This window comes from Jiangella gansuensis DSM 44835 (genome assembly GCF_000515395.1).
GTDB lineage: Bacteria > Actinomycetota > Actinomycetes > Jiangellales > Jiangellaceae > Jiangella > Jiangella gansuensis.
This window is the reverse complement of record NZ_KI911782.1, coordinates 1,555,494-1,579,656: the sequence shown is the minus strand read 5'-3', so window position 1 is coordinate 1,579,656 and position 24,163 is coordinate 1,555,494. Positions and strand designations below refer to the sequence as shown.

Here is a 24,163-nt window from a genome sequence, read left to right as displayed (position 1 = left end):
CGGAAGGGCGGAACGTGCAGAACGGTACGCCCCGGCCGGCTCAGTCGACGAACTGACCCCCGGGCGGCGCCGCCTCCAGCCAGGCGAGAAACGCCGTCGCGGCGGCGTCCGTCATGGAGACCTCGACCATGCGGCCGCTGGCGGTGCAGATGAGGACGACGTGACCGGCCGGCAGCTCGTACGTCTCCTCGGCGTCGGGCTCACGACGACGCTCGACGCCCAGCTCGGTGCGGCGGAACGAACGCTTCGGCCACGTCGTGAAGCTGAACGTGCGGAACCACTCCAGGGTGTCCTCACGGTAGCGACCGATGCCGAACGCCCAGCCGCCCGCCCAACCGTCATGGCTCTCGGCACGCACACACATGTCGAAGCCACCGTCACGCTGCAGGACGGCGCGCCGCACGTACAGGGCGAGGAGCACCAGCACCGCGACCAACGCGAGCGCACCCAGCACGAGCAGGGTCCACGACACCAGCGCCACCGATCACCTCCCCCGAGCGTCGATCCGATGTTCTCAGATCTACCGGCTCGCCGCGACGTCGACCCTGGCCTGAGCCCAACGCCGGGCGTCGTCCTCGCCCTCCTCCAGCGCTTCCAGCTCCGCCCGGGCGGCCGCGGCGTCGATCTCCTCCGCCAGTTCGGCCTGCTCGGCCATGATGGCGACGGTGTCCTGCGACACCGAGAGGAAGCCGCCGGACACGACCGCCACGACCGGCTCGCCCTCGGACGGCCGGACCTTCACCGCGCCGGGGACCAGCAGGCCCAGCACCGGTTCGTGCCCGGCCATGATGCCGATCTCACCCTCAGGGGTCTTCGCGACCACGATCGAGGCGGCGCCGGACCAGACCTTGCGGTCCGCCGCCACGACCTCGACGTTCAGCTCGCGCGCCACGTCGGCTCCTCTCCTCGGCCCGTGAGCCGGGTCAACCGTTGGACCAGTGCGGTCACGATGCCAGCTGCCGTGCCTTCTTCTCGGCGTCCTCGACGTTGCCGACGAAGCTGAACGCCTGCTCGGGCAGGTGGTCGTACTCACCCTTGGCGATGGCGTCGAACGACTCAAGCGTCTCCGCCAGCGGGACGAACACACCCGGCTGCCCGGTGAAGGACTCGGCCACGAACATGTTCTGCGACAGGAACCGCTGCAGCCGCCGTGCCCGCTGCACGGTGACCTTGTCCTCTTCGGACAGCTCGTCGATACCGAGGATGGCGATGATGTCCTGCAGGTCCTTGTACTTCTGCAGGATCTCCTTCACCCGGGTCGCGACGCGATAGTGGTCCTCGCCGATGTACGCCGCGTCCATGATCCGGCTGGAGGAGTCCAGCGGGTCCACGGCCGGGTAGATGCCCAGCTGTGAGATCGGGCGCGAGAGCACCGTCCGGGCGTCGAGGTGCGCGAACGCGGTGTGCGGCGCCGGGTCGGTGATGTCGTCGGCCGGGACGTAGATGGCCTGCATCGAGGTGATCGAGTGACCCTTGGTCGAGGTGATGCGCTCCTGCAGAGTGCCCATCTCGTCGGCCAGCGTCGGCTGGTAACCCACGGCCGACGGCATCCGGCCCAGCAGGGTGGACACCTCGGAGCCGGCCTGGGTGAACCGGAAGATGTTGTCGATGAACAGCAGCACGTCCTGCTTCTGGACGTCACGGAAGTACTCGGCCATGGTGAGGGCCGAGAGCGCGACGCGCATACGCGTGCCGGGCGGCTCGTCCATCTGGCCGAACACCAGCGCGGTGTCCTTCAGCACGTCGGCCTCGGCCATCTCGACCCAGAGGTCGTTGCCCTCACGGGTGCGCTCGCCGACGCCGGCGAACACCGAGGTGCCACCGAAGTTCCGGGCCACACGGGTGATCATCTCCTGGATGAGCACCGTCTTGCCGACACCGGCACCACCGAACAGGCCGATCTTTCCACCCTGGATATAGGGGGTCAGCAGGTCGAGGACCTTGATGCCGGTCTCCAGCATCTGGGTGGAACCCTCGAGCTGGTCGAATGCCGGCGGCTTGCGGTGGATGGACCACCGCTCGTCGGCCTCGATCTTCGACGCGTCGACGTCCAGCGGCTCGCCCAGGGCGTTGAACACGTGGCCCTTGACGCCGTTGCCCACCGGCACCGTGATCGGGCCGCCGGTGTCCGTGACCGCGGTACCGCGGACCAGGCCGTCGGTGGGCTGCATGGAGATGGCCTTCACCATGCCGTCGCCGATGTGCTGCTCGACCTCCAGGGTCAGCGTGCGGTCGCCGCCCGCTTCCTCAGCGAGCTTCACGTCCACCGTGAGGGCGTTGTAGATCTCGGGCATGTGTGCGTCGTCGAACTCCACGTCGACGACGGGACCGATCACGCGGACGACACGTCCGGTCCGCACAGCGGTCTCCTCGACTGTGGTGGTCATGTCCTCACTCACCGTTTCATTCCGTGGTCGCGGCCGCCAGGGCGTCCGCCCCGCCGACGATCTCGCTGATCTCCTGGGTGATCTCGGCCTGGCGCGCCGAGTTGGCCTGCCGGGTCAGGCTCTGCTGCAACTCCCCGGCGTTGTCGGTGGCCGACTTCATGGCTCGCCGCCGCGCCGCCCACTCCGAGGCGGCCGCGTCCAGCAACGCGGTGTAGATCAGGTTGCTGGCGTACTGCGGGAGCAGGGTGTCGAGCACTGCCTCCGGCGACGGCTCGAACTCGTACAGCGGCAGTACTTCGTCGTGCTCGGCCGGGCGGCCGGGCCGCTCGCGCACCTCGCCACCGCCGGCGGCGGTCGTGCCGCCCCCGTCGCCCGAGCCGGACGCCGTGTGCAGCGGTTCCTCGACGTCCTCGACGACGATCGGGAACAGCCGCCGCGTGCGCACCTCCTGGCTGACCATGTTGCGGAAGTGGGTCGAGACGATGTGGATCTCGTCCACGCCGCCCTCGTCCGTCGGCGTGTTCATGGCCGCCAGCACGTCGTTGGCGATCTCGCGGGCATTCGCGGGATTCGGCGCACCGGTGAAGCCCTCGTATGCGCCGTCCATCTCCCGGCCGCGGAAGCGGAACCAGGTGACGCCCTTGGTCCCCACGACGTACGGACGCACCTCGACGCCCTCGCTGTCCAGCAACCCGCGCAGCCCTTCGGCCTGCCGCAGCACGTTGGCCGTGTAACCGCCCGCGAAGCCACGGTCGGACGTCACGACCAGCACCGCGGCCCGGCGCGGCGCCACGTCGCTGGACAGCAGCGGGTGGGTCAGCTGCGCCCGGGAAGCCGCGGCCTCCAGCGCACTGACGAGCGCGCGGCTGAACGGCCGCGCGGCCTCCGCCCGCTGCTGCGAACGGATGATCCGCGATGCGGCGATGAGCTCCTGCGCCTTGGTGATCTTCTTTGTGGACTCGACCGAGCGAATCCGGCGTCGTAGTTCACGCAGCTGTGCGGCCATCGGACGTCATCCTCCCTTCGCGGGTCTCTGCGAGCGTTCCAGGGATCACGCCGGCGGCCCGCCGGTGTCGCCGGCCGGACCCGCGACGTTCTCGACGTCCGTGCTGGAGTGCCGCCGCCGCTTGAGCGTCAGCTGCTCCACGTCCTCGTCCTCGAGCGCCGCGACCGGCTCGTCCTTCACCAGCTGCTCGCCGGCGACGGTGACGTACTGGTCCTTGAACCGGCCGATCGCCTGCTCCAGGAGGAGCACGTCGTCGTCGCTGAGCTTGCCGCTGTTGGTGATCGAGTCCAGCACGCCCGCCTGCTCGCGCCGCACGTAGTCCAGGAACTGGGTCTCGAACGGCCGGACGTCCTCGACCGGGACCTCGTCGAGCCGGCCGGTGGTGGCCGCCCAAATCGACACGACCTGCTCGGCGACCGCCAGCGGCGCACCCTGCGGCTGCTTGAGCAGCTCGGTCACACGCTCACCGCGCTGCAGCTGTGCCTTGCTGGCCGGGTCCAGGTCGGACGCGAACGCCGCGAAGGCCTTGAGCTCGTTGTACTGGGCGAGGTCCAGGCGCAGCGTACCGGCGACCGACTTCATCGCCTTGATCTGCGCGTCGCCACCGACTCGCGACACCGAGATACCGACGTTCACCGCCGGGCGCACGCCCGAGTTGAACAGGTCGGACTCCAGGAAGCACTGGCCGTCGGTGATCGAGATGACGTTGGTCGGGATGAAGGCCGACACGTCGTTGGCCTTGGTCTCGATGATCGGCAGGCCGGTCATCGAGCCGCCGCCGAGCTCGTTCGACAGCTTCGCGCAACGCTCGAGAAGCCGCGAGTGCAGGTAGAACACGTCGCCCGGGTACGCCTCACGACCCGGCGGGCGGCGCAGCAGCAACGAGACCGCGCGGTACGCCTCGGCCTGCTTGGACAGGTCGTCGAAGACGATCAAGACGTGGTAGCCCTGGTACATCCAGTGCTGGCCGATGGCCGAGCCGGTGTACGGCGACAGGTACTTGAAGCCCGCCGCGTCCGACGCCGGCGAGGCGACGATGGTGGTGTACTCGAGAGCACCCGCCTCCTCCAGCTGCTGGCGCACGCCGGCGATGGTGGAGCCCTTCTGGCCGGTGGCGACGTAGATGCAGCGGACCTGCTTCGACTTGTCGCCGGAGCGCCAGTTCTCGCGCTGGTTCAGGATGGTGTCGATGGCGACCGTGGTCTTGCCGGTCTGCCGGTCACCGATGATCAGCTGCCGCTGGCCGCGGCCGATCGGCGTCATCGCGTCGATTGCCTTGATGCCGGTCTGCAGCGGCTCGTCGACCTTCTTGCGCTGAATCACCGACGGCGCCTGCAGCTCCAGGGCACGACGAGCCTCGGCCTGGATCTCACCGAGTCCGTCCAGCGGCGCGCCCAGCGGGTCGATGACCCGGCCGAGGAACGCGTCGCCCACGGGCACCGACAGAACCTCACCGGTACGGCGGACCGTCTGGCCCTCCTCGATGCCGGCGTAGTCGCCGAGCACGACCACACCGATCGTGGTGACCTCGAGGTTCTGGGCCAACCCGAGGGTGCCGTCCTCGAACTCCAGCAGCTCGTTGGCCATCGTCGAGTGCAGCCCCTCGACGTGAGCGATACCGTCGCCGGCGTCGACCACCCGGCCGACCTCCTCGCGGGAGGCCTCCGGAGTGAACGACTGGACGTGTCGCTCGATCGCGTCGCGGATCTCCTCCGGGCGGATCGTCAGCTCCGTCATGGTTGGTCCTGTCTCCTGGTTGAACTCGTGGGAAGGGCTAGGGGGCCTAAGCGACGCCGAGCCGGCGCCGGATCTGGTCGACGCGGTGTCGAACGCTGCCGTCGATGACCTCGTCGCCGACCCGCACGACCACGCCGCCGACCACGGACGGGTCGACGTCGACCTGCAGGTCGACGTCACGCCCGTAGACGCGGCTCAGCGCGGCCGCCAGCCGGCGGTGCTGGTCCTCGGTCAGCTGGTCGGCCACCGTCACCCGGGCGAGCAGCCGCTCGTGCCGCCGGGCGGACTCGGTGACCAGGGCAGCGAGCACGTCTTCCAGCTTGCGCCCGCGCGGATGCGTGACCGCGTACCGGACCAACGTGATGGTGGTCGGGTCCGCCTTCCCGCCGAGCAGGTCCGCGAAGATGTCGCCCTTGGTGGTGTCGGGAACGGCCGGATCGGTGAGCACCAGACGCAGCCGCTGGTCGCCCGCCACCACGCGGTCGACCCGGAACAGCTCGTCCTCGACGGTGTCGAGGACGCCCCGCGCCTCCGCCCCGATCAGCGCGGCTTCGAAGCCGAGCGACTCGATGGCGTCGACCATGTCGCGGCCGGTCGACCAACGCCGCTCGACCACGTCGCGGACCACCTCGAGGGCGGTCGCGTCGACACGGTCGGCGAACACCGAGCCGACCAGCGCCGCACGCGAGCCCCTGACCGCACCGCTGTCGCCCAGCGCACCGCGCAGCGCGGCCGACGTGGCGATCACCTCGGTGACCGACAGCAGCGCGTCGGCGACGTCGTCGGCGTTGGACGCGTTCACGCGGGCCGTGAGCGCCTCGCGCGCCTTGGCCAACGATGTCTTGCTCGTCCCGAGCATCAGCGTGTCGTCCCGTCCGCCGTCGCGGTCTCGAGGTCGGCGATGAACCGGTCGACCGTGCCCGAGACACGCTGCTGGTCCAGCGAGTCGCCGACGACCTTCTCGGCGAGCTCGACGGCCAGGCGGCCGACGTCACGCGAGAGGGTCGCCCGCACCTGCGCCGCCTCGGCGGCCAGCTGCGCCTGAGCCCGCTCGGTGACGGCCGCGGCCGCCTCCTGCGCCTCGGCGCGGGCCTCGGCGAGGATGGACTGCCGGTCGCTCTGGGCGTCGGCGCGGATCTTGGCCGCCTCGGAACGCGCCTCGGCCAGCTGCTCGCGGTACTGCTCGAGCAGGGCGCGGGCCTCGTTGCGGTCCTCCTCCGCCTGCTCCAGCTTCTTCTCGATGCCGTCGCTGCGTGCCTCGAGAGTGGTCTTGAGGCTGGGCAGCACGTACTTCCAGAAGATGAGGAACAGCGCGACGAACATGACCGCGCCCCAGAAAATGTCGTACAGGGGCGGGATGAACAGGTCGATCCCCTCGGGAACGTCCCCTTCGGCGGCGGCGCGAATCATGTCCGGGCTCACGTGAAGAGGAAGCCGGCGACGATACCGAGCAGGGCCAGGGCCTCGACCAGCGCGATACCGATGAACATGTTGATACGCAGCACACCGGTTGCCTCGGGCTGACGGGCCATGCCCTCGAGCGCCTTGCCGATCAGAATGCCCAGGCCGATGCCCGGGCCGATGGCGGCCAGGCCGTAGCCGATGGCGTTGACGTTGCCCTCGACCGCAGCGAGAAGCTCCACGGGATTCCCTTTCTGTTTGGCGTCCGGGTGCGTTTACCCGGACGTCGATTGGTGCGTCAGTGGTGTTCGCTCTCCGCGCCGGCGATGTACAGCGCGGTGAGCAACGTGAAGATGTAGGCCTGCAGGAAGCCGACCAGGATCTCGAACGCCGTGATGGCGAAGCCCATCGCGGCGGCGCCGATCCCGAGCGGCTTGAGCACGGTGTCGGCGTCGAGGAACAGGTAGGTGGCGCCGGAGAAGAACAGCACCAGCATGAGGTGCCCGGCCATCATGTTCGCCAGCAGACGGATGGTGAGCGTGATCGGGCGCAGGATGAACGTGGACAGGAACTCGATCGGCGTCAGCAGGATGTAGATCGGTGCCGGCACGCCGGGCGGGAAGAGGTTCGACTTCATGTACGTCAGGAAGCCGTGCTTGCGGATGCCGGCGACGTTGAAGGTCACCCAGGCCACGACGGCCAGCAGCATCGGGATGGCCACGATGCTGGTGCCGGCGATGTTCAGGCCCGGGACGACGCCGGCCATGTTCAGCGCCAGGATGAAGAAGAACAGCGTCGCCAGGTAGGGCAGGTACTTGCGGCCGCTCGCGCCCATGATCGACTGGATGATCTGCTTGTCGACGAAGTCGATGGCGATCTCGCCGAGGTTCTGCACGCCCCGCGGGACGACCTGGGGGTTGCGGAAGGCCACGATGAAGAACGCCGCGACCGCGACGGTCATGATGACCTGGACGAGGTTGATGCGGGTGAATTCGAAGATCGTGCCTTCGAACATGATCGCCGGCGGGAAGAAGTCGACCAGGGACGGCGGATGGAACCCGCCTCCGCCCTCGGCGGCGAGGTACGTCGTCGTCGTGAGCGTACTCAGGATGGTCTCCGTGAGATCAGGGCTCGGGAGGTCACTCCCGGCCGTACCGCAGGTAGATGATGTAGCCGGACAAGATGAAACCCACCACGATCCCGACCGGAACACCGAAGGACGTGGCGAAGAAGCTGTCTACCCCGAGGCCGATCAGGCCGTACAGCACTGGACCGGCGATCAGGGTGGCCATGATGGACCAGACGATCGATTCCCCGCCATGGGGGGATTCGTTCGAACTGCCACTCATGACGTGCCCTGACCATACCAAGTGCCGGCCCGTGCCATGTCAGGCACCCCCCGACACCTCCACGTACGGCGTCTTGGCGCGAAGCACCACGACGATCTCGGCGGCCAGCCAGCCGACCACGCCGCACACGAACCCGGCGAAGAACGCGACGGAGTCGTAGAACTCGGCATCGCGGATCGCGGCCATGAGCAGCATCAACGCGAGGACCTTGAGCAACCACGAGCCCATCACGACGCCGACGAACGGGCCGTTGTCGAGCCTGGCCGCCAACACCCCCGCGAGCACGGTCAAGCCGAAGAACAGCGCCGGCACCGCGAGCCCGAGCAGCAGCCCGAGCCCCACCGTCGACCCGCCGGCCAGCCAGCCGACCACCGTGGCCACCGGTATGGCGACCCCGAAGCCGACGCCGCAGGCCACCAGGACCCGGCGCATCGGTGCGCGGAAAGAGTTAGAACGCAGTTCCTCAGTCATGGCGCCACCAGCGTACGGGCACGACCGCCGCAGCTCCTAAACGATCAGGTGCCGACGGGTACGCCGCGCCGGAACAACCGCCGCGGATGCCCCGTCGTGAACGCGATCATCACCAGGACCGCGACAGCCAGCAGGACGTACGTCGTCCATCCGCCGACCATGGCGATGACCACGACGCCGAACGACACGATGGCCGCCCAGACCCACATGATGGTGACCGCCCGCACCTGCGAGTGCCCGATCTGCAGGAGCCGGTGGTGCAGATGCTGCTTGTCCGGCGCGAACGGCGACTTGCCGGCCCGGGTACGGCGCACCACGGCCATCATCATGTCGAGGAACGGCAGCAGGATGACCGCGAGCGGCAGCACCAGCGGGAGCAGCGTGGGCAGGAAGCTCGACGACTGCACGTCCTGGCTGGGCAGCCGGCCGGTCAGGCTGATCGAGGCCGCGGCCAGCAGCAGGCCGATCAGCATGGCGCCGGAGTCGCCCATGAAGATCTTCGCCGGGTGGAAGTTGTGCGGCAGCAGGCCGGCGCAGATGCCGATGATGACGACGGAGACCAGCGCCGGCGTGCTCATGCGGCTGACGCCGTTCTCGACGTCCAGCAGGTAGGCGTAGGAGAAGAACGCCGCCGCCCCGATACCCACCACGCCGGCGGCCAGCCCGTCCAGACCGTCGACGAAGTTGACCGCGTTCGCCGCGCCGGCGACGAGGATGACGGTGAACAGCGCACCCTGGGTCTGGTCGAGCACGAACGTCCCGCCCGGCAGCGGCAGGTACAGCAGTTGCACGCCCTGGGCCACCAGCAGCCCGGCCGCGACCAGCTGGCCGGCGAACTTCGCCAGCGCGGAGAGGTCCCAGATGTCGTCGGCGGCACCGACCAGGCAGATGACGACGGCGGCGGTGACGAGCGCTCGAGCGTCGGCGTACTCCTCGAAGACGCCGCGCAGGTGCGGCAGGTAGCTGGCGACCAGCATCGCCACGAGCATCCCGGCGAGCATCGCCAGCCCGCCCAGCCGAGGCACCGGCTCGCGGTGGACGTCGCGTTCCCGGGTCGGCGGCACGGCGCCCACCCAGTACGCGAACCGGCCGGCGAGCCCGGCGACAAGGTAGGTGACCGAAGCGGCGATGAAGAACGTCAGCAGATACTCGCGCATCGGCTTCCCGCGCTTCCTACTGGTCCAGGCCGCGCAGCTCGGGCACGACGGCCTGCAGCTCGGCGAGGCCGATGGCGCCCTGTCGCAGCACCCGCGGGAGTGGGCCGGTGACGTCGACGATGGTGGACGGTGTGTCCTTGCCGGTCGGGCCGGCCTCGAGATAGACCGCGACGGAGTCGCCGAGCTGGGCGCGGGCGTCGGCGGCGGACTGTGCCGGCGGCTGGCCGGACACGTTGGCGCTGCTGACCGCGAGCGGGCCGGTCTCGGTGAGTACCTCGAGGGCGATCTCGTGGTCGGGCATGCGGACCGCGACGGTGCCGCCGGTGTCGCCGAGGTCCCAGCGCAGCGATGGCTGCTCGGCGCAGACGAGCGTCAGCCCACCCGGCCAGAACGCCTTGACCAGGGCTTCGATGGTGTCGTCGGTGACGGCGACGCCGCCCAGCGTGGCGGTCGAGCCGACCAGCACCGGCACCGGCATGTCGCGGCCGCGGCCCTTGGCCGTCAGCAGCGCGGTGACCGCGTCGGGTGAGAAGGCATCGGCGCCGACGCCGTAGACGGTGTCGGTGGGCAGCACGATCAGCTTGCCGTTGCGCACGGCGCGTTTGGCCGCGCCCACTCCGCGCTGGCGTTTGGTCTCGTCCGAGCAGTCGTACAAGGGGCTCACGCCGTCATCATCCCTCGCGCGGGTCGTGTTGTGCGTCACCGGTCCGCCCATTTGCCAGGCGTGTGTCCGCACCCATGGTGAACGTGATCATTTCTCCGCGTGCACGGGGGTGGCGCGGCGGGCAGTCACGTACCGGGGGCGGCCGGCCAGATCGAGGTGGTCGGCGACGTCGGCCCACGCGCCGTGCCGGCGGAACACCTCCGGCGCCGCCTCGCCCTGCACGTCGGCGTGCTCGGCCACCACCAGGCCGCCGGGCCGCAGCAGCCGCGCCGCCACGTCGGCGAGCACCCGCATCGCGTCCAGGCCGTCGTCGCCGGACCACAGCGCCGCGGCCGGGTCGTGTTCGGCCACCTCGGGGTCGCGGATGTCGGCGGCCGCCGGCACGTACGGCGGGTTCGCGGCGACGACGTCGACCTGGCCGAGCAGCATGGACAGGCTGCGCTGCGCCACCAGGGCGACGTCGTCGCGGTGCACGATGATGGAGTTGCCGGCGGCATTGCGGCGCAGCCAGGCCACGGCGTCGTCCTCGCGCTCCACGGCGTGCACCATGCACGGGCGCACCTCGGTGGCCACCGAGACCGCGATGGCGCCGGAGCCCGAGAACAGGTCGACGACGACGGGCACCCGGCCGGCCGCCACCACAGCCCGGGCCTCGTCGACCGCGACCCCGGCGGTCAGCTCGGTCTCCGGGCGCGGGATGAACACACCTGGGCCCACCTGCAGCGTGACGTGCCGGAAGTGCGCCTGCCCGGTCAGGTGCTGCAGCGGGATCCGCTCGGCCCGGCGACGCACGAGGTCGTCGTAGCGGGCGGTGAACTTCTCCCCCGGCTCCGGGTGCGTGACCAGCGCACCGCGTTCGACGCCGAGCACGTGCGCGGCCAGCGCTTCCGCATCGTGGCGCGGCGACGGCACCTCGGCCCGGGCGAGCCGGTCGGTGGCCGACCTCAGCTGCTCGCGCAGCGACGGTGCGCTCATGCCGTCCCGGCCTCGCTGGTGGCGGTGAGCGCGGCGGCGGCGTCAGCGTCGACCAGCGCCTGTACTACAGCCTCGAGGTCACCGTCGATCACGGCGTCGAGGTTGTAGGCCTTGTAGCCGACCCGGTGGTCGGAGATGCGGTTCTCCGGGAAGTTGTACGTGCGCACCCGCTCGGACCGGTCGACGGTGCGGACCTGGCTGCGCCGGGCATCGGCGGCCTCACGGTCGGCCTCCTCCTGCGCGGCGGCCAGCAGCCGGGCCCGCAGGATGCGCATCGCCTGCTCCTTGTTCTGCAGCTGGCTCTTCTCGTTCTGGCAGGAGACGACGATGCCGGTGGGCAGGTGGGTGATGCGCACGGCGGAGTCCGTGGTGTTGACGCTCTGGCCGCCGGGCCCGGAGGACCGGAACACGTCGATGCGAAGGTCGTTGGGACTGATCTCGACCTCAGCTTCGTCCTCCGCCTCCGGCAGCACCAGCACGCCCGCGGCCGACGTGTGGATGCGGCCCTGGCTCTCGGTGACCGGGACGCGCTGCACCCGGTGCACGCCGCCCTCGTACTTGAGCCGGGCGAACGGCGCCGTGCCGGGCTCGTAGGCCCCGCGAGCCTTCACCGCGACCGAGACGTCCTTGTAGCCCCCGAGGTCGGACTCCTCGGCGTCGAGCACCTGGGTGCTCCAACCGGCCCGCTCGGCGAAACGCAGGTACATGCGCAGCAGGTCGGCGGCGAACAGCGCGGACTCCGCGCCGCCCTCGCCGGCCTTGATCTCCAGGATGGCGTCGCGGTCGTCGTTGGGGTCGCGCGGCAGCAGCAGCCGGCGCAACCGGTCGGCCAGTTCCGCTTCCCGCCGGCCCAGCTGCTCGGCCTCGGCGGCGAACGTGGAGTCGTCCGCGGCCAGCTCCAGCGCGGCGGCGCGGTCGTCACCGGCGGTGCGCCAGGCTTCGTGGGCCTTCACGATGGCGCTCAGCTCGGCGTAGCGCCGGCCGAGCCGCCTGGCCAGGGCGGGGTCGGCATGCACCGACGGGTCGGCCATCCGCTGCTCGAGCTCGGCGTGCTCGGCGACGAGAGCCTGGACCCCTTCGAACACCACAAGCTCCTTCACCACGCAGCGACGATGACACAAAAACGGTGGGGGTGCCGGTACCGCGGGAGCCGGCGCGGCCGGCAGCGCAGTACGGGCACCCCCACCCAAGACCTACTTGGCGTCGGCCTTCTTCTTGCCGTACCGCGACTCGAAGCGCGCGACGCGGCCGCCGGTGTCGAGGATCTTCTGCTTGCCCGTGTAGAACGGGTGGCAGTTCGAGCAGACGTCGGCGTGGATGACGCCGTTCTCGGCGGTGCTGCGGGTGGTGAACGTGTTGCCACAGGTGCAGGTGACCGTGGTCTCCACGTACGCCGGGTGGATGTCGGACTTCATGCGTACTCCTGGGATTTCAAGGGCCGCCGGGTCGGTGCGGCAGGGTGCCGAACCGTGAACCGGAACCAACAGGTGAGTATAAACGCCCGGAACCGTGATCGTGTTCCCTGGCGGACGCTCAGCGACCGCCAGGGAACACGATCAGCGGATAGCGCGGGCTAGTCGGCGTCCTTCGAGTTGCCGTTGCCGCCCACAGCCGGGGTGGTCTTCTGGACCGTGAGCATGAACTCGGCGTTGCTCTTGGTCTTCTTGAGCCGGTCCAGCAGCAACTCGATGCCCTGCTGCGGGTCGAGCGCGGACAGCACCCGGCGCAGCTGCCACATGATGGCCAGCTCCTCGCGGGAGACCAGGATCTCCTCACGGCGAGTGCTGGAGGCGTCGACGTCGATGGCCGGGAACAGCCGCTTGTCGGCGAGGTCCCGCCGCAGCCGCAGCTCCATGTTGCCGGTGCCCTTGAACTCCTCGAAGATGACCTCGTCCATCTTCGAGCCGGTCTCGACCAGGGCAGTGGCCAGAATGGTCAGCGAGCCGCCGTTCTCGATGTTGCGGGCCGCGCCGAAGAACCGCTTGGGCGGATACAGGGCGCTGGAGTCCACACCACCGGAGAGGATGCGGCCGCTGGCCGGCGCCGCCAGGTTGTAGGCGCGCCCCAGCCGGGTGATGCCGTCGAGCAGGATGACGACGTCGTGCCCCAGCTCGACCAGCCGCTTGGCTCGCTCGATGGCGAGCTCGGCGACCATCGTGTGGTCGACCGGCGGGCGGTCGAACGTCGACGCGATGACCTCGCCCTTGACGGTGCGCTGGAAGTCGGTGACCTCCTCCGGCCGCTCGTCGACCAGCACCACCATCAGGTGGGTCTCGGGATTGTTCTGCGTGATCGCGTGCGCCAGCGCCTGCATGATGAGCGTCTTGCCGGCCTTCGGCGGCGAGACGATCAGGCCACGCTGGCCCTTACCGATGGGCGCGATCAGGTCGATGATGCGCGTCGACATGGTGGCCGCGTCGGTCTCCAGACGCAGCCGGTCCTGCGGGTACAGCGGGGTGAGGCGGGAGAACTCGGCACGCTGTTTCGCGGCCTCGGGGTCGGCGCCGTTGATGGTGTCGACCCGGACCAGCGCGTTGAACTTCTGCTGCTTCTCACCCTCGCGCGGCTGCCGGACGGCACCGGTGACGGCGTCGCCCTTGCGCAGCCCGTACCGGCGCACCATGGCCAACGACACATAGACGTCGTTGGGACCGGGCAGGTAGCCGGAGGTCCGCACGAACGCGTAGTTGTCGAGGATGTCGAGGATGCCGGCCACCGGGATGAGGACATCGTCCTCGGAGACCTGCGGTTCCTCGATGCGCTCACGGTTGGAGCCGCCGCCGCGACGGTCGCGGTCACGGTTGCCGCCGCGCCGGTCCCGCCGGCGGCGCCGCCGGCCGCGGTCGTCGTCGTCATCGTCGCGCGGGCCGTTGTCGCGGCCGCCGTCGCGGTCGTTGTCGCGGTTGCGCTCGTTGTCGCGGTTGCGCTCGTTGTCGCGGTTACGGCCGCTCTCGCGACCACCGTCGCGGTCGCCGTCACGGTTACGCCCGCCGTCACGGCCACCATCGCGGTCGCCGTCACGGTTACGCCCGCCCTCGCGACCACTCTCACGGTCGCCGTCACGGTCGTTGTCGCGGTTGCGCTCGTTGTCGCGGTTGCGTCCGCTCTCACGGCCACCCTCGCGGTCGCCGTCACGGTTACGACCACCCTCGCGGTCGCCGTCACGGTTACGACCACCCTCGCGGTCGCCGTCACGGTTACGACCACCCTCACGGTCGTTGTCGCGGTTGCGGCCGCCCTGCCGGCGGTTCTCGCGCTCGCCGCGGCGGTCGTCGCGGCCGGAGTCGTCCCGGCTGCTCGTGTCGCCGGCGGTCTCGTCGCGGCCGGTGGCCCGCTCCGCCGTCGTCTCGGCGGCGGCCGGCGCGGCCGAGGTCTCGGCGGGCGCGGCGGCCTGGGTGGCGTCCTGCGACGCGGCACTCTGCTCCGCGGTGGCGACGACCTCGTCAGCGCGGTTCTCGGCGGCGGCCTGCGGGCGCTCGGCGCGGCGACGCGTCGGCCGTCGCGACCCGGCCGAACCGGTGGCCGGCGCGGCCGAACCGGCGGAAGCGTCCGAGGTAGCCGGGGCGGAGTCCGCGCCGACCGGAAGTACGTTGTCCGCTGCCGGCGCCGAGCCGCCGGACTGAGCAGCCTTGATGGCTTCGACCAGCTGGCCCTTGCGCATCCGGCCGGTGCCCTTCAGGCCGAGGCCGGCGGCGAGCTGCTGAAGCTCGGCAAGAACCATGCCCTCGAGGCCCGCTGCGCGACGACGCGGTCGCTTCGCAGCTGCGGCGTCTGCCGACGCCTGGACGTCCGGCGTATCGCCGACGCCGGGGATCTCGGTATTAGTCACTCAGGGTCCTTCCCTGGACCGGCACCGACCAGACAGGCCGGTGCATCGAACACCTCGGGTGGTTCCCCGAGGAAATTCCGACGCAACTGATGGGCCGCCTATCCTGTGTTCGCGCATACGAACCCGGGATGTTGGACGAAGACCATGGTCTTTGGAGACGAACGTCACCACCATGGGAAACCGACCAGCAGAACGTCGGTGCACAGCGAGCGTAGCACGCCGCTGGCCGTTTACCCCACCCCCGGTCCGGCCGTGGCGTGCCCGGAGTCTCCGCCGCTCAGTGACGCCACTGGTTGCTCGTTCGGCGCACGTCACCCGCGGGACGGACGCATGATCGCCGCCGACGGGCCCGGTGCGACCCTCAGCCGAGTGAGGTGCGTTCGCGCGAGCGGCGGCGCGGCGGCCGGAGTCGTCGAGAACACGCTCACCGCGCCGCGAGTGACCGTGCGCCTCAGCCAGCGGCCAGGTCGACGCGGGCACCGCCGGGGTCGACCGGCAGGACCCGGACGTCCCAGCCGGCCGCCAGCTCACGCACCCGGTCGGCCCGCCCAGCTGCGTCCAGCACCAGCACCGACGGACCGGCACCGGACACCACCGCCGGCAGGCCGTCGGCCCGCAGCGCGCGCACAAGCGCCAGCGTGTCGGGCATGGCCGGTTCCCGAAAGTCCTGGTGCAGCCGGTCCTCGGTGGCGTCGAGGAGCAGGTCAGGGCGCCGTGCGAGTGCCTCCACCAGCAGTGCCGCCCGGCCAGCCGTCGCGGCCGCCGCACCGTGCGCCACGGTGTCCGGGAGCAGGCCACGCGCCTTCTCCGTCGACACCTCCACCGCCGGGACGCACACCACGGGCACCACCTCCGGGTGGACGTCCACCCGCGCGGCCCGGGCCTGGCCGGCTCCGTCCAGCCAGGCGATGGTGAGCCCGCCGAACAGGCATGCGGCGACGTTGTCAGGGTGCCCCTCCAGCCGCTTGGCGAGCTCGAGGTCCGCCGCTGTCGGCACGACCCCGGCACCCGCCCCGGTGGCGGTTTCCACCAGCACTCGCGCCGCGACGACGCCGGCGACGATGGCCGCCGCCGACGAGCCCAGCCCTCGACCGTGCGGCAGGGCGTTGCGGCAGGTCAGCCGCAGCTGCGCCGGCTGCCGCCCGGCCGCGTCGAAGCCCGCACGCAACGCGCGAACCACGAGATGCCGCTCGTCGCGTGGGACGTCGTCGGCGCCGGCGCCCTCGACGCCCACCTGCAGCGACGAGCCGGTGCCACCGAACGAGGCGGTCACCTCGACCTCGTCGTGCAGCGACAGCGCCAGGCCGAGAGCGTCGAACCCGGGTCCGAGGTTGGCGCTGGTCGCGGGTGTGCGGACTCGGACGGATGCCGTCGTGGTCACGCCAGGCCCAGCGCGGACGCCGCCGCGGCAGGGTCGGCGGGTACCACGTACGGGCGGATCTCGCCGTAGAAGGCGCTCGCGGTGTCGACGTCCTTGAGCCCGTGCCCGGTGACGGTGATGACCACGCGCTGGCCGGCGTCGAGGCGGCCGGTGCGGCTGTAGTGCAGCAGGCCGGCGACGCCGGCGGCAGAGGCCGGCTCGACGAACAGGCCCTCACGGCCGGACAGTTCCTGCTGCGCGGCGAGGATCTGCTCGTCGGTGACGGCGTCGATGAGACCGCCGGAGTCGTCGCGCGCGGCGATGGCCAGGTCCCACGACGCCGGGTTGCCGATGCGGATGGCGCTCGCGACCGTCTCCGGTGCGCTGACCGGACCGCCGTGCACGAACGGCGCGGCGCCGGCGGCCTGGAAGCCCCACATCCGCGGACGGCGCTTGGCCGGGCCGTTCTCCTGGTACTCGGAGTAGCCGAGCCAGTAGGCGGAGATGTTCCCCGCGTTGCCGACCGGCAGGACGTGCAGGTCGGGTGCGTCACCGAGGTCGTCGACCACCTCGAACGCGGCCGTCTTCTGCCCGGCCAGCCGGTAGGGGTTGACGGAGTTGACCAGTGCGACGGGGTAGGTGTCGGCAAGCTCGCGGGCCAGCCGCAGGCAGTCGTCGAAGTTGCCCTGCACCGACGCGATGACGCCGCCGTGCACCACGGCCTGGGCCAGCTTCGGTCCGGAGATCTTGCCGTCCGGGATCAGCACCACCGGGCGCATGCCGGCCCGCACGGCGTAGGCGGCCATCGACGCGCTGGTGTTGCCGGTGGACGCGCAGACGACGGCCTCGGCACCCTGCTCGGCCGCCTTGGAGATGGCCACCGTCATGCCGCGGTCCTTGAACGACCCGGTCGGGTTGACGCCCTCGACCTTCAGCCACACGTCGCAGGAGGTCTGCTCGGACAACCACGGCGCGGGCAGCAGGGGTGTGCCGCCTTCGCGCAACGTGACGACGGGTGTCTGCGGTGTGACCGGCAACCGGTCGCGATACTCCTCGATCACACCACGCCACAACCGAGACCCGGTGACGACGGACGCCGCGGCCATCATCATCACTCCCCCTCTACACGCATCACCGACAGGACATCACGAACCGTATCGAGTCGCGTGAGTCCCGCGACGGTCGCGGCCAGTGCGTCGTCGGTGGCCTGGTGCGTGACGACGACGAGTTCGGCGTCGCCTTCACGTTCGGCCCGCTGCCGGACGGTCTCGATGGACACGTCGTGCTCGGCGAAGACGGCGGCGACGGCGGCCAGCACGCCCGGCCGGTCGTCGACGTCGAGGCTGATGTGGTAGCGCGTGACGGTCTCGCCCATCGGCCGCACCGGGCGGTCGGCGTACCAGGAGCCACGCGGCCCGACGGACTCGCCGAGCCGGTTGCGCGCCGCGGTGACCAGGTCGCCGAGCACCGCGCTCGCGGTGGGCGCGCCGCCGGCGCCGGGGCCGTAGAACATGAGCTGACCGGCCGCCTCGGCCTCCACGAACACCGCGTTGTAGGCGCCGCGGACGCTGGCCAGCGGATGGGTGCGCGGCAGCATGGCGGGGTGCACGCGCACGCCGACGCTGCCGCCGTCGGGCGACAGCTCGCAGATGGCCAGCAACTTCACCACGGCGCTCATCGCCTTCGCCGAGGCGACGTCGGCGGCGGTGACGTCGGTGATGCCTTCGCGGTGGACGTCGCCGGAGCCGACCGGCGAGTGAAAGGCGATGCCGGCCAGGATGGCGGCCTTCGCGGCGGCGTCGTAGCCCTCGATGTCGGCGGTGGGGTCGGCCTCGGCGTACCCGAGCGCTTGCGCCTCCTCCAGCGCCTCGGCGAAGCTGCTGCCGAGGGTGTCCATCTGGTCGAGGATGTAGTTGGTGGTGCCGTTGACGATGCCGAGCACGCGCCGGATGCGGTCGCCGGCCAGCGATTCGCGCAGCGGCCGCAGCAGCGGGATGGCACCGGCCACGGCCGCCTCGTAATAGAGGTCGACGCCGTGCTTCTCCGCGGCGGTGTGCAGGGTGACGCCGTCCTCGGCCAGTAGCGCCTTGTTGGCGGTGACGACGGAGGCCCCGCGCTCCATGGCGGTCAGGATGAGCCCGCGCGCGGGCTCGATGCCGCCGATGACCTCGACCACGAGGTCGACGTCCTCGCGGGCGACCAGGCCCTGCGCGTCCGTGGTGAACAGAGCGGGGTCGAGGCCGGACGGGGTACGGTCGCGGCCGAGCCGGCGTACCGCGACACCGGCCAGCTCGAGCCGGGCGCCGACGCGGGCGGCGAGGTCGTCAGCGTGCTCGTCGAGCAGGCGGGCGACTTCCGTGCCGACCACACCACACCCCAGGAGTGCCACGCGCAGACTGGCCACCAAGTCACCTTCTTTCGACGCGCCGAAGCCAGTGGACGACGACAAGTCTGTTCGAGTTCCGGACGATCTCGCGCAATCCATCCATGATGCGAGACATCCGTCTCACCATACGCGGCGAATGCCGCAAGACCTCCACCGCGGCCGTCGCGCCGGACCGGCACCCGGCCCGCATCCCGTTGATCTTGGAGAAATGGAGCAAACCCTGGCCGATATGTCCGATGGATTCCGCCAGTTCTCCAAGATCAACGGGATGTTTGGGGGCATTCGGGCCGCGGTCACGGGCTGCCGGCCTCAGGACTGGTCGGCCAGTTCCACCGGGCGGGCGATGACGTCGACCATCGCCCCGTTCCGGAACGTGGTGATGGGCAGCGGCACGTCGATGGCCTCGGCGAACATGCGCCGCTGCAGCGCCTGGGCGTCGACGACCGGCTCGCCGCCGACCGTGACGACGAGGTCGCCGGTGCGCAACCCGGCCACGTCGGCGGGACTGCCCGGTTCGACGTGCACGATGCGCACTCCCCGGGTGCGGCCGATCTTCTCCGCCAGCGTGGACGGCACCGGCGCAGGCGAGGTGGCCACTCCGAGGAAGGCCCGCCGCACCCGGCCGTCGCGCAGCAGCGTGGACACGATGCGGCTGGTGGTGGCGTTGATGGGCACCGCGAGGCCGAGCCCGACGCCGGCGACCGCGGTGTTGATGCCCACCACGCGGGCGTTCGCGTCGGCCAGCGCGCCGCCGGAGTTACCGGGGTTGAGTGCGGCGTCGGTCTGGATGACGTCCTCGATGATGCGCACCGTGCGGCCGCTCTGAGCAGGGATGGACCGGCCCAGCCCGCTGACCACGCCCGCCGTCACCGAGCCGGACAGGCCGAGCGGGCTTCCGACCGCGACCACCAACTGCCCGACGGTGAGCTGGTCGGCGTCCCCCAGCAGCGCGGGCGGCGGCGTGGACCCGTCGGCACGGACGACGGCCAGGTCGGAAAGCCGGTCGCGGCCGATGACGGTGTACCCCACCTCGGTGCCGTCGGAGAACGACGCCGTCCCCCGCGACGTCGAGCCCACCACGTGCGCGTTGGTGAGCAGGAACCCGTCACCGGTGAAGACGACGGCGGACCCGGCGCCGACGATGCCGGCTCGGCCGCGCCGCTCACCGGTGACCACGAGGCTCGCCACCGACGGCAGCAACGTCCGAGCGACCCCGCTGACCACCCGCGAGTACGCGTCGAGAGGATTCTCGTCAGCGGTCATGGCGCACCTCCCAGCCCGGAACGTCATGACCAACGCCCCGGACCGGGCCACGCATCCCCGTGTACGCCCACAGCGCAACCCCGGGGCACCACCCAGGAGGATGGTCACCGTGATGACGCGCTTCGACGATGTCGCCGACGACCTCCGCGCCGCATACACCGGCGGCGTCGAACGTCGCGACCGCGAGGGCAAGACGGACTGGAAACTGACCGAGCGGGCCACGTTCCTCGACCGGCTGCGCGCCGCCGGCGCCCGCAGCCTGATCGAGATCGGCGCCGGCACCGGGCAGGACAGCCGCTACTTCCAGGACCACGGGCTGGACGTGCTGGCCACCGACCTCACCCCCGCCATGGTGGAGGCGTGCGCGGCCAAGGGCCTGACCGCCCAGGTCATGAACCTGCTCGACCCCGGTCTGCCGGCGGAGTCGTTCGACGCGGCCTACGCGATGAACTGCCTGCTGCACGTGCCGGACGCGGACCTGCCGACCGCCCTGCGGTCGATCCGCGGGCTGCTGCGTCCCGGCGGGCTGTTCTATGCCGGCGTCTACGGCGGCGACGGCTCGGAGGGCGTCGCCGAATGGGACACGCACGAGCCGAAGCGCTTCTTCTCCTGGCGCACGGACGCGCAGATCCGGGATATCGCGAGCCAGTACTTCGACGTCGTCGACTTCCATGTGCAGGGCGAGCGGGACCGTTATCGGTTCCAGTCGCTCACTCTGCGCCGGCCACCGTCGCCTCGTTGACGAGTTCCACCAGGCGGCGCGGCCGTCCTGACCGGGCGATCCGTCCGTCGGTGGTCACGAGCGGAACGTCGTACGCCTCGGCCAGCGCGACATAGGTGGCGTCGTACGCGGACAGGTTGGCGAACAGTTCGCGAACCCGCGGCAGCAAGGGCGCGTGCTCGACTCGTTGAAGGGGCACGTCGGCGAACGACGCCCACGCATCCTCCAGCTCGCGGTCGGTCAGTTTGCCGCCTCGGTGCCGCCCCAGCAATGCGGATGCCACCTCGACGTCGACGAGATGCGGCACGATCAGGCGCTCGTCTCGCACCCGCCGCCGTAGCGCCTGGCCGACCGGCCCGTGATCGGCCAGCAGCATGACGAGAGCGCCGGCATCGACGACGATCAATCGCGGCGCCGGCCCGCATCTAGGTCGGCCTGCACCTCGTCGGTGGACAGTCGCGCGGTGGCGCGCTGTTCGATGCGTTCGACGACATCGGCCAGCGTCGGCGTGCGGGCTTCGCGTTCCAGGAGCTCACGGGCGTACGCCTGCAGCGACTGCCGGTTGCGCGCAGCCCGCACCTTCAGTTCGTCAACCGCCTCGTCGGAGAGGTCGCGCACGTAGAGCGTTGCCATGCGACAAGTCTAGTCGCACTGCCAGCACTGTGCTAGCGGCGTGTCAGGGCAGGGTCAGGATGCGCGGGCCGTCCTCGGTGATGGCCACGGTGTGCTCCACGTGGACGCTGCGGCTGCCGTCCTTGGTGCACAACGACCATCCGTCGTCGGCCATGTAGTACTTGTCGCCGCCGCCGGCCATCAGGCTCGGCTCGATCGCGATCACCAGACCGGGCAGCAGCGTCAGTCCGCGACCGGCCCGGCCCTCGTTGGGGACGAACGGCTCCTCGTGCATGGCCCGGCCGATGCCGTGGCCGCCGAAGTCGTTCTGCATGCCGTACCCGGCGCCCCGGCCGACGGCGGACATGGCGGCGCCGATGTCGCCCATGCGCCCGCCCGGTTGGGCGGCCGCGATGCCTGCCGCCAGCGTCTGCTCGGCCACCTCGATCATGCGCAGGTCTTCCGGCCGCGGTTCGCCGACGACGAAGCTGACGGCGGCGTCGGCGTGCCAGCCGTCGACGAAGGCGCCACAGTCGATGCTGACGACGTCGCCGTCGCGCAGCCGGTAGGGCGTGGGCAGACCGTGCAGCATGACGTCGTTGACCGACGTGCAGATGACGCCGGGGTACGGGGTGGCGCCGAAGCGCGGGTGGTAGCCGAGGAACGACGAGCCGGCGCCGGCACCGTCGATGACCTTGCGCGCCACCTCGTCCAATTCCTGCAGGGTGACCCCGACGGCGGCGTGGGCACGCGCTTCGGCGTGGACGGCGGCGACCACCCGGCCGGCCTCACGCATGACCTCGATCTCGGCAGGCGTCTTCAGTTCGATCATGGAGCGTCCTCAGTAGGCTCGACGTGACGCGATAACTATACCGGTATTAGTATTGCAGCCATGGTGCGAGTCCCGTTGACCATGTCCGAACGCGAACGCGGCGAGCAGCTGGGCCGGGCGCTGCGCGAGGCGCGCGGCGAACGCAGCATCGTCGACGTCGCCGCTCAGGCCGGCATCTCCCCGGAGACGCTGCGCAAGATCGAACGCGGCCGCATTCCCACGCCCGCGTTCTTCACCGTGGTCGCCGTCGCGGACGTGCTCGGCCTCTCCCTCGACGGCCTGCTGTCCGGGCTGGCCGGCCAGGTGACGGACGCCGGCGGCATCGAGGCGCGGGAAATGGCTACCCTTGGCCGGTGACTCCCGAGCAACTCTCCACCGCGGTCCGTGACGTCCTCACCGCCGCCGTCGACGCAGGTGAGATCGCCCTGCCCGACGGCGTGCCCACCCAGGTGACGATCGAGCGACCGCGTAACCGCGACCACGGTGACTACGCCACCAACGTCGCCCTGCAGCTGGCCAAGAAGGCCGGCACCAACCCGCGCGCCCTGGCCGAACTGCTGGCGGCCCGGCTGCGCGAGGTCGCCGGGGTCGAGGCGGTCGACATCGCCGGGCCGGGGTTCCTGAACATCACGGTGTCCGCCGCCGCCCAGGGCGAGCTGGCCCGCACCATCGTCGAGGCTGGTGACGCCTATGGCCGCGGTGACGCGCTGGCCGGCATCACCATCGACGTCGAGTTCATCTCCGCCAACCCCACCGGCCCGCTGCACCTCGGCCACGTCCGGTGGGCCGCCGTCGGCGACGCCCTGGCCCGCGTGCTGGAGGCGGCCGGCGCCACCGTCACTCGCGAGTTCTACATCAACGACCGCGGCGGCCAGATGGACAAGTTCGGCGCGTCCATCATGGCGCGTGCCCACGGCGAGCCCGTGCCCGAGGACGGCTACCACGGCGAGTACGTCGCCGAACTCGCGCGGGCCGTCGTCGACGCCGAACCCGATGTCCTGAACCAGCCGCGCGACCAGCAGCTGGTCACCTTCCGCGAGGAGGGGTACCGGCTGCAGCTCGCCGAACAGCAGCGCCAGCTCGAGGAGTTCCGCACCCGCTTCGACGTCTGGTACTCCGAGCGCAGCCTGCACGACAACGGCCGGGTCGAGCACGCCCTGGACGTGCTGCACAAGCAGGGGCACCTGTTCGAGGCCGACGGCGCGCTGTGGATGCGCACCACCGACTTCGGCGACGACAAGGACCGCGTCCTGCGCCGCGGCAACGGCGAATACACGTACTTCGCCGCCGACGCCGCGTACTACGTCGACAAGCGTGAACGCGGCTTCGACATCTGCATCTACCTGCTGGGCGCGGACCACCACGGTTACATCGGCAGGCTCAAGGCGCTGGCCGCGTGCGCCGGCGACGACCCCGACCGCAACATCGAGATCCCGATCGGCCAGCTGGTCAAGATCGTCAAGGACGGCCAGGAGCTGCGGCTGTCCAAGCGCGCCGGCACCATGCTGACGCTCGGACAGGTGGTCGAGGCCGCCGGCGTCGACGCGTTGCGCTACTCGCTGTGCCGCTACCCGGCCGACTCGCCGCTGACACTCGACGTCGCCCAGATCACCAAGCAGACGTCGGACAACCCGGTGTTCTACGTGCAGTACGCGCATGCACGCCTGGACTCCATCCTGCGCAACGCCGCGGACCTGGGCGTCGACAAGTCCGAGCTGCGCCCGGAGCTGCTCGACCACGAACGCGAATCGGTGCTGCTGGGCGCACTGGCGGAGTTCCCGAGGGTGGTGGCGACGGCGGCGGAACTGCGTGAGCCGCACCGGGTCGCGCGCTTTCTGGAAGACACGGCGAGCACGTTCCACAAGTTCTACGACACCTGCCGCGTCCTCCCCATGGGCGACGAGGACGTCACCGATGTCCACCGCGCCCGGCTCTGGCTGGTCGAGGCCACCAAGGTGGTCCTGGCCAACGGCCTGGGCATGCTCGGCGTCGTCGCACCGGATCGGATGTAGC

Annotated in this window: 27 protein-coding genes; 3 read left to right on the top strand and 24 right to left on the bottom strand. The window is 70.7% G+C overall.

All coding sequences use genetic code 11. The features are described 5' to 3' along the window. Positions 1-40: 40 nt before the first annotated feature. The 21 genes from JIAGA_RS0107730 to JIAGA_RS0107630 all read right to left on the bottom strand — a co-directional run bounded on the left by JIAGA_RS0107730 (position 41) and on the right by JIAGA_RS0107630 (position 19,985). A complete protein-coding gene (locus tag JIAGA_RS0107730; protein WP_211239564.1) occupies positions 41-481 on the bottom strand; it encodes a DUF2550 domain-containing protein in 441 nt (146 codons plus the stop codon). Positions 482-520: 39 nt separating this feature from the next. After that, the gene (locus tag JIAGA_RS0107725) at positions 521-892 is read right to left on the bottom strand and encodes a F0F1 ATP synthase subunit epsilon (protein ID WP_026875220.1); all 372 of its coding nucleotides are present in this window, start codon (positions 890-892) and stop codon (positions 521-523) included. A 52-nt stretch (positions 893-944) separates the two neighbouring features. Continuing rightward, positions 945-2,387 carry a F0F1 ATP synthase subunit beta gene (atpD, locus tag JIAGA_RS0107720; RefSeq protein ID WP_026875219.1) on the bottom strand — a complete coding sequence of 481 codons (1,443 nt, stop codon included), beginning with the start codon at positions 2,385-2,387 and terminating at the stop codon, positions 945-947. A gap of 16 nt (positions 2,388-2,403) precedes the next feature. Beyond that, the gene (locus JIAGA_RS0107715) at positions 2,404-3,393 is read right to left on the bottom strand and encodes a F0F1 ATP synthase subunit gamma (RefSeq protein WP_026875218.1); all 990 of its coding nucleotides are present in this window, start codon (positions 3,391-3,393) and stop codon (positions 2,404-2,406) included. 45 nt (positions 3,394-3,438) lie between these two features. Further along, a complete protein-coding gene (atpA, locus tag JIAGA_RS28250) occupies positions 3,439-5,130 on the bottom strand; it encodes a F0F1 ATP synthase subunit alpha (RefSeq protein ID WP_051425842.1) in 1,692 nt (563 codons plus the stop codon). Positions 5,131-5,176: 46 nt separating this feature from the next. Continuing rightward, on the bottom strand, positions 5,177-5,989 hold the full coding sequence (locus tag JIAGA_RS0107705) for a F0F1 ATP synthase subunit delta (protein WP_026875217.1): 813 nt from the start codon (positions 5,987-5,989) through the stop codon (positions 5,177-5,179). Next, entirely contained in the window at positions 5,989-6,552 is a 564-nt protein-coding gene (locus tag JIAGA_RS0107700; RefSeq protein WP_026875216.1) for a F0F1 ATP synthase subunit B, read from the bottom strand. The genes JIAGA_RS0107705 and JIAGA_RS0107700 overlap by 1 nt, the downstream gene beginning before the upstream one ends. Next, a complete protein-coding gene (gene atpE, locus JIAGA_RS0107695) occupies positions 6,549-6,773 on the bottom strand; it encodes a F0F1 ATP synthase subunit C (RefSeq protein WP_026875215.1) in 225 nt (74 codons plus the stop codon). The genes JIAGA_RS0107700 and atpE overlap by 4 nt, the downstream gene beginning before the upstream one ends. A 56-nt stretch (positions 6,774-6,829) precedes the next feature. Beyond that, positions 6,830-7,546 carry a F0F1 ATP synthase subunit A gene (atpB, locus tag JIAGA_RS28245; RefSeq protein ID WP_051425841.1) on the bottom strand — a complete coding sequence of 239 codons (717 nt, stop codon included), beginning with the start codon at positions 7,544-7,546 and terminating at the stop codon, positions 6,830-6,832. Positions 7,547-7,670: 124 nt separating this feature from the next. After that, positions 7,671-7,823, bottom strand: a complete 153-nt coding sequence (locus tag JIAGA_RS34405; RefSeq protein ID WP_157552849.1) for a hypothetical protein — start codon at positions 7,821-7,823, stop codon at positions 7,671-7,673. Positions 7,824-7,919: 96 nt separating this feature from the next. Beyond that, positions 7,920-8,351 carry a Cg1360 family ATP-synthase-associated protein gene (locus tag JIAGA_RS0107680; protein WP_157552846.1) on the bottom strand — a complete coding sequence of 144 codons (432 nt, stop codon included), beginning with the start codon at positions 8,349-8,351 and terminating at the stop codon, positions 7,920-7,922. 44 nt (positions 8,352-8,395) lie between these two features. Further along, positions 8,396-9,508 (bottom strand): MraY family glycosyltransferase, encoded by a 1,113-nt coding sequence (locus JIAGA_RS28235; protein ID WP_035812240.1) that lies wholly within the window; start codon positions 9,506-9,508, stop codon positions 8,396-8,398. A 16-nt stretch (positions 9,509-9,524) separates the two neighbouring features. Next, complete coding sequence (locus JIAGA_RS0107670) at positions 9,525-10,172, bottom strand: L-threonylcarbamoyladenylate synthase (RefSeq protein ID WP_026875213.1); 648 nt, start codon at positions 10,170-10,172, stop codon at positions 9,525-9,527. An 87-nt stretch (positions 10,173-10,259) separates the two neighbouring features. Beyond that, on the bottom strand, positions 10,260-11,147 hold the full coding sequence (gene prmC / locus JIAGA_RS0107665) for a peptide chain release factor N(5)-glutamine methyltransferase (RefSeq protein WP_026875212.1): 888 nt from the start codon (positions 11,145-11,147) through the stop codon (positions 10,260-10,262). Further along, the gene (prfA, locus tag JIAGA_RS0107660) at positions 11,144-12,232 is read right to left on the bottom strand and encodes a peptide chain release factor 1 (RefSeq protein ID WP_026875211.1); all 1,089 of its coding nucleotides are present in this window, start codon (positions 12,230-12,232) and stop codon (positions 11,144-11,146) included. Before prfA ends, prmC begins: the two co-directional genes overlap by 4 nt. Before the next feature lie 108 nt (positions 12,233-12,340). Further along, complete coding sequence (gene rpmE / locus JIAGA_RS0107655) at positions 12,341-12,562, bottom strand: 50S ribosomal protein L31 (protein ID WP_026875210.1); 222 nt, start codon at positions 12,560-12,562, stop codon at positions 12,341-12,343. Positions 12,563-12,720: 158 nt separating this feature from the next. Beyond that, positions 12,721-14,976 (bottom strand): transcription termination factor Rho, encoded by a 2,256-nt coding sequence (gene rho / locus JIAGA_RS0107650; protein WP_051425840.1) that lies wholly within the window; start codon positions 14,974-14,976, stop codon positions 12,721-12,723. Between the two features lie 451 nt (positions 14,977-15,427). Next, positions 15,428-16,357 carry a homoserine kinase gene (thrB, locus tag JIAGA_RS0107645; RefSeq protein ID WP_026875208.1) on the bottom strand — a complete coding sequence of 310 codons (930 nt, stop codon included), beginning with the start codon at positions 16,355-16,357 and terminating at the stop codon, positions 15,428-15,430. Then, positions 16,354-17,448, bottom strand: a complete 1,095-nt coding sequence (thrC, locus tag JIAGA_RS0107640; RefSeq protein WP_026875207.1) for a threonine synthase — start codon at positions 17,446-17,448, stop codon at positions 16,354-16,356. Before thrC ends, thrB begins: the two co-directional genes overlap by 4 nt. Beyond that, positions 17,448-18,740 (bottom strand): homoserine dehydrogenase, encoded by a 1,293-nt coding sequence (locus JIAGA_RS0107635; protein WP_245597126.1) that lies wholly within the window; start codon positions 18,738-18,740, stop codon positions 17,448-17,450. The genes thrC and JIAGA_RS0107635 overlap by 1 nt, the downstream gene beginning before the upstream one ends. A 291-nt stretch (positions 18,741-19,031) precedes the next feature. Continuing rightward, positions 19,032-19,985, bottom strand: a complete 954-nt coding sequence (locus JIAGA_RS0107630) for a S1C family serine protease (RefSeq protein ID WP_026875205.1) — start codon at positions 19,983-19,985, stop codon at positions 19,032-19,034. Between the two features lie 100 nt (positions 19,986-20,085). Here JIAGA_RS0107630 and JIAGA_RS0107625 point away from each other — a divergent pair, with 100 nt between their 5' ends. Then, complete coding sequence (locus JIAGA_RS0107625) at positions 20,086-20,727, top strand: methyltransferase domain-containing protein (RefSeq protein ID WP_026875204.1); 642 nt, start codon at positions 20,086-20,088, stop codon at positions 20,725-20,727. On the opposite strand, the gene JIAGA_RS0107620 is transcribed toward JIAGA_RS0107625, so the two are convergent. From JIAGA_RS0107620 to map, 3 genes are read right to left on the bottom strand one after another with little or no spacing between them, the layout of a single operon-like run. After that, on the bottom strand, positions 20,696-21,112 hold the full coding sequence (locus tag JIAGA_RS0107620) for a type II toxin-antitoxin system VapC family toxin (RefSeq protein ID WP_026875203.1): 417 nt from the start codon (positions 21,110-21,112) through the stop codon (positions 20,696-20,698). The two genes, JIAGA_RS0107625 and JIAGA_RS0107620, sit on opposite strands and share 32 nt — an antisense overlap. Beyond that, entirely contained in the window at positions 21,109-21,339 is a 231-nt protein-coding gene (locus tag JIAGA_RS0107615) for a FitA-like ribbon-helix-helix domain-containing protein (protein ID WP_026875202.1), read from the bottom strand. The genes JIAGA_RS0107620 and JIAGA_RS0107615 overlap by 4 nt, the downstream gene beginning before the upstream one ends. Before the next feature lie 43 nt (positions 21,340-21,382). Next, positions 21,383-22,150 (bottom strand): type I methionyl aminopeptidase, encoded by a 768-nt coding sequence (gene map / locus JIAGA_RS0107610; protein WP_026875201.1) that lies wholly within the window; start codon positions 22,148-22,150, stop codon positions 21,383-21,385. A gap of 60 nt (positions 22,151-22,210) precedes the next feature. Here map and JIAGA_RS28230 point away from each other — a divergent pair, with 60 nt between their 5' ends. Beyond that, a complete protein-coding gene (locus JIAGA_RS28230; protein ID WP_051425838.1) occupies positions 22,211-22,507 on the top strand; it encodes a helix-turn-helix domain-containing protein in 297 nt (98 codons plus the stop codon). Further along, on the top strand, positions 22,504-24,162 hold the full coding sequence (gene argS, locus JIAGA_RS0107600; protein ID WP_026875200.1) for an arginine--tRNA ligase: 1,659 nt from the start codon (positions 22,504-22,506) through the stop codon (positions 24,160-24,162). The genes JIAGA_RS28230 and argS overlap by 4 nt, the downstream gene beginning before the upstream one ends. Position 24,163 lies beyond the last annotated feature (1 nt).